Here is a 13,607-nt window from a genome sequence, read left to right on the forward strand (position 1 = left end):
CAACGTGCCCCCGCCCCCGGCGGCCGCGGCGATGCGGCAGAATTTTCGGCATGGGGATAGTCGCCGGGTTGGACAGTTCGCCCGATTTCACTCGCATCGTGGTCTGCGACACGGACACGGGGGCCGTGCTCCGGCAGGGCTACGCACCGCATCCGGTGGAGAGCCCCGAGGGCGGGGGAGGCCGCGTCGCGGACGTGGATCCGCAGGCCTGGCTGCTCTCGCTCGGGGAGGCCGCGGGCGGCGGACTGCTGGAGGGCGTGCAGGCGATCGGCGTCTCCGCGCAGCAGAACGCGCTGGTCCCGCTCGACGGCAAGGGCGGCACGGTGCGCCCGGCGCTGGTCGGCGGCGACCGGCGGGCCCAGGTCTCCGCGGCGGACCTGATCGATTCGCTCGGCGGCCGTGAGGCGTGGGCGCAGGCGGTCGGCTGTGTGCCACAGGCCGCGCAGCCGGTGACGAAACTGCGCTGGCTGGCGAAGAACGAACCGGAGGCGGCCGGCCGCACGGCCGTGCTGATGCAGGCGCACGACTGGCTGGTGTGGCAGTTGCTGGGCCGTCCGGTGCGGCGGACCACCGACCGCGGCGGCGCGTCCGGCACCGGGTACTGGTCCGCGGCCACCGGTTCCTACCGGCCCGACCTGGTCGAGTTGGCGCTCGGCCACCAGGCGGTGCTGCCCGAGGTGATCGGCCCGGCCGAGGCGGCCGGTACGACGCCGGAGGGGCTGCTGATCTCGGCCGGGACCGGGGAGACCATGGCCGCCGCCTTCGGCCTCGGGCTGGGGCTCGGGGACGCGGTGGTGTCGCTGGGCGCCTCGGGGTCGGTGATGGCCGTGCATCCCGAGGCGCTGGTGGACCAGACCGGGATGATCACCTCGCTCGCCGACGCCACGGGCATGCACCTGCCGGTGGTCACCACACTGAACGCCGTACGAGCCCTGCGCGGCACCGCCGAACTGCTGGGCCTGCCCGATCCGGAGGCCCTGTCCGAACTGGCGATGAAGTCGACGCCGGGCTCCCACGGCCTCGTCCTGCTGCCGTACCTGGAGGGCGAGCGGACGCCTTCCCTGCCGCACACTGCCGGGACGCTGTCGGGGCTGCGGCGCGAGTCGATGAAGCCGGAGCACCTGGCGCGGGCCGCGTTCGAGGGCATGCTGTGCGGGCTCGCGGACGCGCTGGACGTGCTGCGCGGCCGGGGGGTGGAGGTGCGGCGCGTCTTCCTGCTCGGTCCGGCCGCCGAACTGCCCGCCGTGCAGGCCGCGGCGCCCTCGCTGTTCGGCGCGCAGGTCGTGGTGCCGCAGCCCGCGGACTACGCGGCGATCGGTGCCGCCCGGCAGGCGGCCTGGGCGCTCGGCGTCTCGCAGGGCACCCTCGACCCGAGGACCCCGCCGGCCTGGCAGGGGGCGGTCGCGCAGGTGCTGGAGCCCGGCGAGGACCTGGCGGTGGGCCAGGCGGTCCGTCAGCAGTACGTCGCCGTGCGCGAACAGACCCATCCGGGTGCGTTCACCGCGCAACCGGACGCGTTCACCGGATAAGACGCATGAAAGACAAAACGCACAGGGCGTAAAGGGCATCAGAGGACATCGGCCGACGCCCTGCGGGAGCGGCCTCCGGCTGACGGCGCGTCGGCCGGGGAACCCGCCCCCGCGCTTCCATCGGGTTAATCAGTTGAGGTAACGCGGGTGGAGTGTCCGACGATAGGTGCCAGGGGACACCGACCGCCCCCACCGCCGACTCCGAGAGACCCAGCGTGCTCATACGACTCCTGCGGACCTATCTCAGGCCCTACAAGAAACCCATCGCCCTTCTGGTGCTGCTGCAGTTCCTGCAGACCTGCGCCACCCTCTACCTGCCCACGTTGAACGCCCACATCATCGACAAGGGCGTCGTGAAGGGTGACACGGATTACATCCTGACCTTCGGCGCCGTGATGATCGCCATCTCACTGGCGCAGGTGGCGTGCAACATCGGTGCCGTCTACTACGGCGCCAAGACCGCCTCCTCGCTCGGCCGGGACGTGCGGGCCGCCGTCTTCGACCGCGTGCAGTCCTTCTCCGCGCGCGAGGTCGCCCAGTTCGGCGCCCCCTCGCTCATCACCCGTACGACCAATGACGTCCAGCAGGTACAGATGCTGGCCCTGATGACGTTCACCCTGATGGTGTCGGCGCCCATCATGTGCGTGGGCGGTGTCGTGCTGGCCCTCGGCCTGGACGTGCCGTTGTCGGGGGTCCTGGTCGCCGTCGTACCGGTGCTGGCCATCTGCGTGACGCTGATCGTGCGTCGGCTGCGCCCGCTGTTCCGGTCCATGCAGACACGCCTGGACACGGTGAACCGGGTGCTGCGCGAGCAGATCAGCGGCAACCGCGTCATCCGGGCCTTCGTCCGCGACGAGTACGAGAACGACCGCTTCCGCAAGGCCAACGGGGACCTGACCGAGATGTCCCTGGCGACCGGCCGGATGCTCGCGCTGATGTTCCCGATGGTGATGACGGTGGTGAACCTGTCGTCCATCGCGGTGGTGTGGTTCGGCGCGCACCGCATCGACAGCGGCGGCATGATGATCGGTGACCTCACCGCGTTCCTGGCGTACCTGATGCAGATCGTGATGTCCGTCATGATGGCCACCTTCATGTTCATGATGGTGCCGCGCGCCGAGGTCTGCGCCGAGCGCATCCAGGAGGTCATGGGCACCGAGTCCAGCGTCGTGCCGCCGCTCGCGCCCGTACGCGAACTGCGCCGCCACGGCCACCTGGAGCTGCGCGGGGCGGGCTTCCGCTACCCCGGTGCCGAGGAGCCCGTGCTCAAGGCCGTCGACCTGGCCGCCCGCCCCGGCGAGGTGACCGCCGTCATCGGCTCGACCGGCAGCGGCAAGTCCACCCTGCTGGGCCTGGTCGCCCGCCTGTTCGACGCGACGGACGGCGAGATCCTGGTGGACGGCGTGGACGTACGGACCGTGGACGCCAAGCTGCTGGCGAAGACCGTCGGCATGGTGCCGCAGAAGCCGTACCTGTTCGCCGGCACCGTCGCCACCAACCTGCGCTACGGCAACCCGGACGCCACCGACGAGGAACTGTGGCACGCGCTGGAGGTGGCGCAGGCCAAGGAGTTCGTCGGCAAGCTGGAGGGCGGCCTCGACGCGCCCATCTCGCAGGGCGGCACCAACGTGTCCGGCGGCCAGCGCCAGCGGCTCGCCATCGCCCGCACCCTCGTGCAGCGCCCGGAGATCTACCTCTTCGACGACTCCTTCTCCGCGCTCGACTACGCCACCGACGCGGCCCTGCGCGCCGCGCTGGCGCGCGAGACGGCCGAGGCGACCGTCGTCATCGTCGCCCAGCGGGTGGCGACCATCCGCGACGCCGACCGGATCATCGTCCTGGACGAGGGCCGGGTCGTCGGCACCGGCCGCCACCAGGAGCTGATGGCGGACAACGAGACGTACCGGGAGATCGTGCTCTCCCAGCTCACGGAAGCGGAGGCTGCCTGATGGCCGGGCCGATGGGGCGGATGATGGCCGGGGGCTCCCCCGACAGCCGCTCGATGGACTTCAAGAACTCGGGCAAGCGGCTCATCGCCCAGTTCCGGCCCGAACGGGCCACGATCGGCATCCTGCTGGCGTGCGTGGTGGTCAGCGTCACGCTCAGCGTCATCGGGCCGAAGATCCTCGGCAAGGCCACCGACCTGGTCTTCGCCGGCATCATCGGCCGGCAGTTCCCGGCCGGCGCGACCAAGGACCAGACCCTCGCCTCCCTGCGCGCGCACGGCCAGGGCTCGATCGCCGACATGCTCAGGAGCACGGACTTCACGCCCGGCCAGGGCATCGACTTCGGGGCCGTCGGCGAGGTCCTGCTGTTCGCCCTGGGCACGTTCCTCGCCGCCGGTCTGCTGATGGCGGTGGCGACCCGGCTGGTGAACAGGTCGGTCAACCGGACCATGTTCCGGATGCGCGAGGACGTGCAGACGAAGCTGTCGCGGCTGCCGCTGTCGTACTTCGACAAGCGCCAGCGCGGCGAGGTGCTCTCCCGCGCCACCAACGACATCGACAACATCGGGCAGACCCTGAACCAGTCGATGGGCCAGCTCATCAACTCGCTGCTGACCATCGTCGGCGTGCTCATCGTGATGTTCTGGGTCTCCTGGCTGCTGGCGCTGGTCGCGCTGGTGACCGTGCCGCTGTCGTTCGTCGTGGCCACCCGCGTGGGCAAGCGCTCCCAGCCGCACTTCGTGCAGCAGTGGCGCTCCACCGGCAAACTGAACGCGCACATCGAGGAGATGTACACCGGCCACGCCCTGGTGAAGGTGTTCGGGCGGCAGGAGGAGTCGGCGCAGCAGTTCGCCGAGCAGAACGAGGCACTGTACGAGGCCGGGTTCAAGGCCCAGTTCAACAGCGGCATCATGCAGCCGCTGATGATGTTCGTGTCGAACCTGAACTACGTGCTCGTCGCGGTCGTCGGCGGCCTGCGGGTCGCCTCGGGCACGCTGTCCATCGGTGACGTGCAGGCGTTCATCCAGTACTCGCGGCAGTTCTCGATGCCGCTGACGCAGGTCGCGTCGATGGCGAACCTGGTGCAGTCGGGCGTCGCCTCGGCCGAGCGGGTCTTCGAACTCCTGGACGCGGAGGAGCAGGAGGCGGACCCGGTGCCGGGCGTGCGGCCGGAGGAGTTGCGCGGGCGGGTCGCGCTGGAGCACGTGTCGTTCCGTTACGAACCGGACAAGCCGCTCATCGAGGACCTGTCGCTGAGGGTGGAGCCGGGCCACACGGTCGCGATCGTCGGCCCGACCGGCGCGGGCAAGACGACGCTGGTCAACCTGCTCATGCGGTTCTACGACGTCACCGGCGGGCACATCACCCTGGACGGCGTGGACATCGCCCGCATGTCGCGTGACGAGCTGCGCTCCGCCATCGGCATGGTGCTCCAGGACACCTGGCTGTTCGGCGGCACCATCGCGGAGAACATCGCCTACGGTGCCTCCCGCGAGGTCACCCGCGGGGAGATCGAGGAGGCGGCGCGGGCCGCGCACGCGGACCGGTTCGTCCGGACGCTCCCCGACGGCTACGACACGGTGATCGACGACGAGGGCACCGGGGTCAGCGCCGGGGAGAAGCAGCTCATCACCATCGCGCGTGCGTTCCTGTCCGACCCGGTGATCCTCGTCCTGGACGAGGCGACCAGTTCGGTCGACACCCGTACCGAGGTGCTGATCCAGAAGGCCATGGCCAAACTCCAGCACGGCAGGACGTCGTTCGTGATCGCGCACCGGCTGTCCACCATCCGGGACGCGGACACCATCCTCGTCATGGAGAACGGCGCCATCGTCGAACAGGGCGCCCACGACGAGCTGCTGGCCGCCGACGGGGCCTACGCGCGGCTGTACAAGGCGCAGTTCGCGCAGGCGGTCGCCGAGGTGGACTGAGCGGGGCGACGGAGGGGGCCGCCGGCCGGCGGCCCCCGGTCAGTCGAGGTAGCCGCGCAACTGGTCGGCGAAGGTGTGGTCGCGCAGCTTGTTGAGGGTCTTGGACTCTATCTGGCGGATCCGCTCCCGGGTCACGCCGAACAGCCGTCCTATCTCCTCCAGGGTGCGCGGGCGCCCGTCCTCGAGGCCGTAGCGGAGCTGGACGACCTTGCGCTCGCGCTCCCCCAGCGTCGACAGCACGGCCTCCAGGTGCTCGCGCAGCAGCAGGAACGCCGCCGACTCCACGGGGGACGCGGCGTCCCCGTCCTCGATGAGGTCACCGAGGGCGACGTCGTCCTCCTCGCCGACGGGGGCGTGCAGGGAGACGGGCTCCTGCGCGAGCCGCAGCACCTCGCCGACCCGCTCGGGCGGCAGTTCCAGCTGGGCGGCGACCTCGGCCGGGGTGGGCTCGTAGCCGCGCTCCTGGAGCATGCGGCGCTGTACCCGGACGACCCGGTTGATCAGTTCGACGACGTGGACGGGCACCCGGATGGTGCGGGCCTGGTCGGCCAGCGCGCGGGACATCGCCTGGCGGATCCACCAGGTCGCGTACGTCGAGAACTTGTAGCCGCGGGCGTAGTCGAACTTCTCCACCGCCCGGATCAGTCCCAGGTTGCCCTCCTGGACCAGGTCGAGCATGGTCAGCCCGCGTCCGACGTAGCGCTTGGCGACGGACACCACGAGGCGCAGGTTGGCCTCGATGAGCCGCCGCTTGGCCATCCGGCCCAGCACGACGAGCCGGTCCAGGTCGACGGCGAGGCTGCTGTCGAGGTCGGGGGTGCTGCCGAGCTTCTCCTCGGCGAAGAGCCCGGCTTCGACGCGGCGGGCGAGTTCCACCTCCTCGGCCGCGCTGAGCAGCGGGATGCGGCCGATCTCGCGCAGGTACTGCCGGAACAGGTCCGAGGAGGGCCCGCCGCTCTCGGCGCGGGCGGGGGTGGCGGCCGGCCCGACGGGCTCGGGGGCGTCCGCTTCCGGCTCCTCGGGCTCCTCCGGCTCGGCCGCCTCCGGGTGGTGCGCGACCCGGTCCCGTGAGGGTACGGCCGCCGCGAGGACGAGGTCGGTGGCGCTGTCGGTAGGGGTGAGGGTCTGGGTCTGCACGCGGGCGACCTCCAGGATGATCGCTGCTGACCTGTGCCGCAGCGCTGCTCGGGGGACGGATCGACGGCCTCGCCGCTGCCCGTCCCGTACGCGAGGAGCACGGCCGCCGGGAGGGGGCCCCGTGGGGGACGGTCCGGCCGCGCTCCGAGAACTCGGGCACCGGACCCCAGTGTGGGGTACGACACAACGCCGCCACGAGGGGCGTGCGGTGACTTTTTGCATCCGGTCCGTCACCGGGCGGTCATCCCGGTCGCCCGGAGGGCGGGGTGGCGCTCAGAGCGCGCCCGCGCCCCGCTCCCGCAGGGCCTGGTCGTACTGCTGGAGGATCCACAGCTCGTTCTGGGCGGCGGCCAGGTGGGCGGGGTCGCCGCCGTTGCCGAGGCGGGCGACGGTGCTGGAGAGGTCGCGGATGCGGCGTTCGACGGCACGGCGGCGGACCGTCACCAGTTGCGCGCCGGCATAGCCCTCGTCGACCTCGCGGCGGAGCAGGATCGCCTCCACCGCCAGCTCGGTGACCATCGCGCGGACCGTGTCGTCGGGGGCGGCCTCGCGGACGCGGACCAGGTACTCCTGCGGGTCGGCCGTGCCGTACTCGGCGCCGCCCGCTTCCTGGATGGCCTGGCGTACGGCCGCGTAGGGCGGGGCGGTGAACTCGTCCACCCCGTACGCGTCGAAGGCCGGGGAGACCAGCTCCGGGCGTTGCAGGGCGAGCTTCAGCAGCTCGCGCTCGGTGGCGTGGACCGGGTTGCGCAGGTTGAGCGCGGGGCCGCGGGGGGCGGCGCTCTGCGCGGGGGCGGCGTACTGCTGCTGCGGGCCGCGCTGCTGCCGGTCGGGGCCCTGGCCGCCGCCGCGGCCGGAACCGCGCTCACGGGCCCAGCGGGCCAGCTGCGCCACCCGCTTGACCACGAACTGGGTGTCGAGGATGCCGAGGAGCCCGGCGAGCTGGACGGCGACCTCGTGCTGGGCGCCGCTGTTCTTGATCCGGGCGACGACCGGCGCGGCCTCGTCCAGGGCGGCGGCGCGCCCGGCCGGGGTGTCCAGGTCGTAGCGGGCGACGATCTGGCGCAGCGCGAACTCGAAGAGCGGGGTGCGCGGCCGCACCAGGTCGGTGACGGCGTCGTCGCCCTTGGCCAAGCGCAGCTCGCAGGGGTCCATGCCGTCGGGGGCGACGGCGATGTACGTCTCGGCGGCGAACTTCTGGTCGTCCTCGAAGGCGCGCAGCGCGGCCTTCTGGCCGGCGGCGTCGCCGTCGAAGGTGAAGATCACACGGGCCGAGCCGTTGTCCATCAGCAGCCGGCGCAGGATCTTGATGTGGTCGCCGCCGAAGGCCGTGCCGCAGGTGGCGATGGCGGTGGTGACACCGGCGAGGTGGCAGGCCATGACGTCGGTGTAGCCCTCGACCACGACCGCCCGGGAGACCTTCGCGATCTCCTTCTTCGCCAGGTCGATGCCGTACAGGACCTGGGACTTCTTGTAGATCGGCGTCTCGGGCGTGTTCAGGTACTTCGGGCCGGTGTCCGCCTCGTGGAGCTTGCGCGCGCCGAAGCCCACCACCTCGCCGCCGATGTCGCGGATCGGCCACATCAGCCGGCCGCGGAAGCGGTCGATGGGGCCGCGGCGGCCCTCCTGGGCGAGGCCGGACAGGAGCAGTTCCTTGTCGGTGAAGCCCTTGCCGCGCAGGAAGCGGATGAGGTGGTCCCAGCCCTGCGGGCTGTAGCCGACGCCGAAGTGGAGCGCGGCCGCCTGGTCGAAGCCGCGCTCGGCGAGGAAGACGCGGCCGGTCTCGGCCTCGGCGCTGCTCGCGAGCTGTTCGGCGTACCAGTCGGCGGCCAGTTTGTGCGCCTCGACCAGGCGGATGCGCTCGCCGCGCTGGTGGGCGGGGTTGTAACCGCCCTCCTCGTAGCGCAGGGTGATGCCGGCCTGGGCGGCCAGGCGCTCGACCGCCTCGGAGAAGGTGAGGTGGTCGACCTTCATCACGAACGTGATGGTGTCGCCGCCCTCCTGGCAGCCGAAGCAGTGGAAGAGCCCCTTGCTCGGGCTGACCTGGAAGGACGGCGACTTCTCGTCGTGGAACGGGCACAGGCCCTTGAGGTTGCCGCCGCCCGCGTTCCGCAGCTGGAGGTACTCGGACACCACGGCGTCGATCGGGACCGCGTCCCGTACCGCCTTCACGTCCTCGTCGTTGATCCGTCCTGCCACGCGTGAATTCTACGGGGGCGGTCGGACATCCCCGTGCCTCAGGAGGCGAGGGTGTCCAGCGGCACGTGCGGGTCGGCCAGCGCGTCCGTGTCCACCTGCGACTTCGTGCGGATCAGGTGCTGGATGGGGTCCGTGACGTCCCACACGTTGACGTTCATCCCGGCCAGGACCCTGCCCTCCTTCACCCAGAACGCGATGAACTCGCGCTTCCCGGCGTCGCCGCGGATGACCACCTGGTCGTACGAGCCCGGGGGCGCCCATCCGCTGTACTCCATCCCCAGGTCGTACTGGTCGGAGAAGAAGTAGGGCACCCGGTCGTAGGTGACGTCCCGGCCGAGCATCGCGCGGGCCGCGGCCGGGCCGCCGTTGAGGGCGTTGGCCCAGTGCTCGACGCGCAGCCGGGTGTCGAACAGGGCGTGCGGGAAGGCGGCCACGTCGCCGGCGGCGAAGATGTCGGGATCACTGGTGCGCAGCCGCTCGTCGACCATGATGCCGCCGCCGTGCGCCCGGTCGGCCAGCTCCAGGCCCGCCGCCTCCGCCAGGGAGGTGCGCGGGGCGGCGCCGATCGCGGCGAGCACGTCGTGGCAGGGGTGCTCCTCGCCGTCGTCGGTGCGGGCGGCCAGCACCATGCCGTCCTGGCCGACGATCTCGGTGAGCTTGGCGCCGAAGTGGAAGCGGACGCCGTGCTCGCGGTGCAGCTCGGCGAAGAGCTGGCCCAGCTCGGGGCCGAGCACGCCGTGCAGCGGGGTGGGCGACGGCTCGACGACGGTGACCTCGGCGCCGTACTCGCGGGCCGCGGCGGCGACCTCCAGGCCGATCCAGCCGGCGCCCGCGATCACCAGGTGGCCGTTGTCCCGGCCGAGGTGGGTCAGGACGTTCTTCAGGCGCTCGGCGTGGGCGAGGCGGCGCAGGTGGTGCACGCCGGCCAGGCCGGTGCCGGGGATGTCCAGGCGGCGCGGCTCGGCGCCGGTGGCCAGCAGCAGCTTGTCGTAGCGCACGTGGGTGCCGTCGTCGCCGTAGTGGACGCTCTTCGCGGCACGGTCGATCGCGTCGACGGTCTGGCCGAGGTGCAGCTCGATGTCGTGGCGCGCGTACCAGGCGGGTTCCTGCACGAAGACGCTGTCGCGTTCCTCCTTGCCGAGCAGGTAGCCCTTGGACAGCGGCGGGCGTTCGTAGGGGTGGTCGCGCTCGTCGCAGACGAGGATCACGCGACCGCTGAAGCCTTCCGCGCGCAGCGTCTCGGCCGCCTTCGCGCCGGCCAGACCTCCTCCGACGATGACGAATGTCTGATCCGCGTCGACCACTTGATGCCTCCTGCCGGGGGTCTGGGGGGTGTCTCCCAGAGGAACTGCGGGTGCCGCCACATGCGAGCGTCCCGCACGGAGCGTGATGCGGGAAGAGGGAGTGGCCCGATCAGGCCACGCAGGGTCACCTCGGGGCAGCTCCTGTCACGGCGGTCACCCCGGTCCCACAGGTAACAGCGGTATCACGGGTGTCCGTAAGCGCGCTGTCAGTCTCATGCCGTCATGCCTGCCCCCGTCAGACGTGCGTGAAGCGAGCGGGCCGAGGCGTCGGTGAGGGAGGCGATCTGGTCGACGATCACGCGCTTGCGGGCGCGGTCGTCGGCGGCCCGGCCGAACAGGGCGCGGAACTGCGGATCGAGGCCGTCGGGGGCGCGCGCGGTGAGCGCCGCGGCCAGTTCGGCGACGACGACGCGCTGGTCGGCGCGGAGCCGTTCCTGCTCGACGCGCTGCATGACGAACAGGTCGGCGACGGCCTTGAGGACGGCGCACTCCATTCGGGTGCTTCTCGGGACGACCAGCTCCGCTCCGTACCGGGTCAGCCGCCCGCCGCCGTACGCCTGCCGGGTGGCGCCCTCGGCGGCCAGGCAGAAGCGGCCGATGAGCTGGCTGGTGGCGTCCTTCAGGCGGGCCTGGGCCACGGCCGAGCCGTCGTAGCCGTGCGGCCACCACTCCTGGTCGAGGAGGCGGTCCAGGGCCTCGGCCGGCTCGGCGGGGTCGGTGTCCGCCGGGACGTAGCGGCCGACGGCGACGGCGAAGACGGCCCGGCGTTCGGGCTCGGCCCCGAGGCAGCGGGGGTCGATGTGGCCGGCGTGCAGGCCGTCCTCCACGTCGTGCACCGAGTACGCCACGTCGTCGGACCAGTCCATGACCTGGGCCTCGAAACAGGTGCGCGTGCCGGGGGCGCCCTGGCGTGCCCAGTCGAAGACCGGCCGGTCGTCCTCGTAGACGCCGAACTTGGGCGAGGCCGCCTCGCTCGGGTGGGCGCCGCGCGGCCACGGGTACTTGGTGGCGGCGTCCAGCGCGGCCCGCGTCAGGTTGAGTCCGACGCTGACCGGCCGGCCCGAGGCGGGGTCGGTGACGAACCGCTTGGGTTCGATGCGGGTGAGCAGGCGCAGCGACTGGGCGTTGCCCTCGAAACCGCCGCAGTCGTGCGCGAACTCGTTCAGCGCCTGTTCGCCGTTGTGTCCGAAGGGCGGGTGGCCCAGGTCGTGCGAGAGGCAGGCCGCCTCCACCAGGTCGGGGTCGCAGCCGAGGGCGGCGCCCAGCTCACGGCCGACCTGGGCGCACTCCAGGGAGTGGGTCAGCCGGGTGCGGGGGCTGGCGTCCCAGGCGCCGGCGGCCCCGGGGCTGCCGTCCGGCGTGACCACCTGCGTCTTGCCGGCCAGGCGTCTGAGGGCCGCGGAGTGCAGCACCCGCGCCCGGTCGCGCTGGAACGCCGTGCGCCCCGGCCGCTTGTCGGGCTCGGCGGCCCAGCGGTCGAGCGACGCCTGGTCGTAGCCGACGGGCGGGAGGTGGTTCTCGTACGGCGCTGCCGCCTCGGGGGCGGCCCCTTCGATCCCTTCCATGCCTCGACAGTAGGCGCACCCACTGACAAGCGGGACGTCACGGTCCGCTCACGACGGGTGGCGGAGGGTGCGTCTCGGTGGCGCCGGGTCCGTTCGGGCTTCAGGCGGGGAGAGGCGCGGCTCGCATCGGGGGCGCGGTGGGGACGGGCGTGAGTGCCTGGTCGTAGCGGTGGAGGACCAGGCAGGCCATGGCCGGGTGGGCGCCGAGGGGGGCCGCGGCCAGGGCGGGGGTGGCGGACGCGCACTCGGTGGCGAAGCGGCCGGGGGCGGTGAAGCAGGAGGCGACGGCGACGCGGTGCCGGCCGCGGGCGGCCAGCGCGCGCACGGCCGCCGGGACGGTGGGCGCGGCTGCGGAGGCGTAGGCGGGGACGACGGGCACGCCGAGGCGGCCGGCCAGGAGCCGGGCGGTGCGGTGGGTACCGGCCGCGGACTCGGGGTCGCGGGACCCGGCGGCGGCCAGGACGACCGCGCTCGCGCGGCGGGCGGCCGCGTCGGCCGGCGGCCGCCAGCCCGCCTCGGTCAGCCGGGCGTGCAGCGCCTGGGCGAGCAGCGGGTGCGGGCCGAGCGGTGCGGCCACGCGCGCGTGCGGGTGCCGCCGCCGTCATCTCGGGGATGTCCCGCTTGACGTGGTGGCCGCGGCCGAACAGCAGCGGCACCAGCACCGCCTCGGACCGGCCGAGGCGGGCCAGGGTGCCGGGCAGCCGGGGTTCGTCGAGCTCGATGTGCCCGAGGTGCACGGGCAGGGCGGGGCGCAGGGCGCGGACGCGTGCCATCAGGGCCCGTACGGTGCTCAGCGCGCGCGGGTCGCGGCTCCCGTGCGCCACGAGGACGAGGGCGGGCGGGCCGGGGGTGTCCGGGGCGTGCGGGGCGTGCGGGGGTGAGGCCGTCATGGGGGGGATCCTGACGGGCGCGGGTTGCGCCACCGTTGCGTGACCGTGTCGGGCATGTTGTGCGGGGTGCGCGGGGCGGGGGCGGTGGGTGTGAGGCGGGGGGCAGGAGGCAGGGGGGCGGGGGCTTGAGGACACGGGCGGGCGGACGCGGCGCATGCCCTGTGGTGAGACGCGCGCGCTGTCGCGTCACGCGTGCGCTGTTGCGAGAGCGGTACGCGGGGAGCGAACCGGTCCGCGCCGTGCCTCGTCCTTGCTGAACGAAGGACCGAGGATCACGATCGAGCCCCGTCCGGCACACCTGGCGCACATCGCGCACAGGGAACGTAGGGCGTGCACGACCGTAGGAGACCGTACGAGAAGGGGGGTCCGCCGATGCGGATGCGGATGCGGATGCGGATGCGGGCACGGATGCGACCGCGCCTGCCGCGCACGCGGACCGGGCAGCGGCGGCTGGTGCAGGCCGTGGTGGCCGTGTGCGTGCTGGCGCTGCTTCCGGCGACCTGGCTGTACGTCGCCGCCGGGGACCGGCTGCGCACCACGGCCGGCGCACCACGCGCCGACGTCGCCGTCGTGTTCGGCGCGGGCCTGTGGCACGGCGAGCCGTCGCCGTACCTGGCGCACCGCCTGGACGCGGCGGCCACGCTCTACCGGGAGGGGCGGATCAAGGTGCTCCTGGTGACCGGGGACAACAGCCGTGAGGACTACGACGAGCCGGACGCCATGCGCGCCTACCTGACGGCGCACGGCGTCCCAGCCGCCCGGATCGTGACGGACTACGCCGGTTTCGACACGTGGGACTCCTGCGTGCGCGCCAAGAAGATCTTCGGCGTGGACCGGGCGGTGCTCGTCAGCCAGGGCTTCCACATCCGGCGGGCGGTGGCCCTGTGCGACGCGGCGGGCATCGACTCCTACGGTGTCGGGGTCGAGGCAGCGCACGACGTCACCTGGTACTACGGCGGCACCCGTGAGGTGTTCGCGGCCGGCAAGGCGGCCCTGGAGGCGGCCTTCCGGCCCGACCCGAGGTTCCTGGGGCGGAAGGAGCCCGGGATCGCGCGGGCGCTGGCCGGGGCCGGGTGAGCGGCGCCCGCCCGCCTCACCGTCCGGGC

7 protein-coding genes and 2 pseudogenes are annotated in these 13,607 nt (G+C 72.8%); 4 read left to right on the forward strand and 5 right to left on the reverse strand.

The window, feature by feature from the left end; translation table 11 throughout:
• Window positions 1-50: 50 nt before the first annotated feature.
• The 3 genes from ACFC02_RS30065 (at window position 51) to ACFC02_RS30075 (ending at window position 5,406) form a co-directional block, all read left to right on the forward strand.
• Window positions 51-1,529: an FGGY-family carbohydrate kinase gene (locus tag ACFC02_RS30065; protein WP_376363986.1), complete on the forward strand. Its 1,479-nt coding sequence runs from the start codon at window positions 51-53 to the stop codon at window positions 1,527-1,529.
• A gap of 215 nt (window positions 1,530-1,744) precedes the next feature.
• Window positions 1,745-3,478 (forward strand): ABC transporter ATP-binding protein, encoded by a 1,734-nt coding sequence (locus ACFC02_RS30070; RefSeq protein ID WP_360968975.1) that lies wholly within the window; start codon window positions 1,745-1,747, stop codon window positions 3,476-3,478.
• Window positions 3,478-5,406, forward strand: a complete 1,929-nt coding sequence (locus tag ACFC02_RS30075) for an ABC transporter ATP-binding protein (RefSeq protein WP_376363989.1) — start codon at window positions 3,478-3,480, stop codon at window positions 5,404-5,406. Before ACFC02_RS30070 ends, ACFC02_RS30075 begins: the two co-directional genes overlap by 1 nt.
• A gap of 39 nt (window positions 5,407-5,445) precedes the next feature.
• Here ACFC02_RS30075 and ACFC02_RS30080 read toward each other — a convergent pair.
• The 5 genes and pseudogenes from ACFC02_RS30080 to ACFC02_RS30100 all read right to left on the reverse strand — a co-directional run bounded on the left by ACFC02_RS30080 (window position 5,446) and on the right by ACFC02_RS30100 (window position 12,501).
• Window positions 5,446-6,703, reverse strand: a pseudogene (locus tag ACFC02_RS30080) (RNA polymerase sigma factor).
• 113 nt (window positions 6,704-6,816) lie between these two features.
• Window positions 6,817-8,742 carry a DNA primase gene (gene dnaG / locus ACFC02_RS30085; protein WP_376363992.1) on the reverse strand — a complete coding sequence of 642 codons (1,926 nt, stop codon included), beginning with the start codon at window positions 8,740-8,742 and terminating at the stop codon, window positions 6,817-6,819.
• Between the two features lie 38 nt (window positions 8,743-8,780).
• Window positions 8,781-10,046, reverse strand: a complete 1,266-nt coding sequence (locus ACFC02_RS30090) for an NAD(P)/FAD-dependent oxidoreductase (RefSeq protein ID WP_376363995.1) — start codon at window positions 10,044-10,046, stop codon at window positions 8,781-8,783.
• A 212-nt stretch (window positions 10,047-10,258) separates the two neighbouring features.
• Entirely contained in the window at window positions 10,259-11,611 is a 1,353-nt protein-coding gene (locus ACFC02_RS30095) for a deoxyguanosinetriphosphate triphosphohydrolase (RefSeq protein ID WP_376363998.1), read from the reverse strand.
• Window positions 11,612-11,711: 100 nt separating this feature from the next.
• Window positions 11,712-12,501 (reverse strand): annotated as a pseudogene (locus tag ACFC02_RS30100) (sirohydrochlorin chelatase).
• A gap of 372 nt (window positions 12,502-12,873) precedes the next feature.
• On the opposite strand from ACFC02_RS30100, the gene ACFC02_RS30105 reads away from it, so the two are divergent.
• Window positions 12,874-13,578 carry a vancomycin high temperature exclusion protein gene (locus ACFC02_RS30105; protein WP_376364001.1) on the forward strand — a complete coding sequence of 235 codons (705 nt, stop codon included), beginning with the start codon at window positions 12,874-12,876 and terminating at the stop codon, window positions 13,576-13,578.
• The last annotated feature ends 29 nt before the right edge of the window (window positions 13,579-13,607 follow it).

The organism is Streptomyces sp. NPDC056160 (assembly GCF_042268205.1).
In the GTDB taxonomy this organism is placed as follows: Bacteria; Actinomycetota; Actinomycetes; order Streptomycetales; family Streptomycetaceae; genus Streptomyces.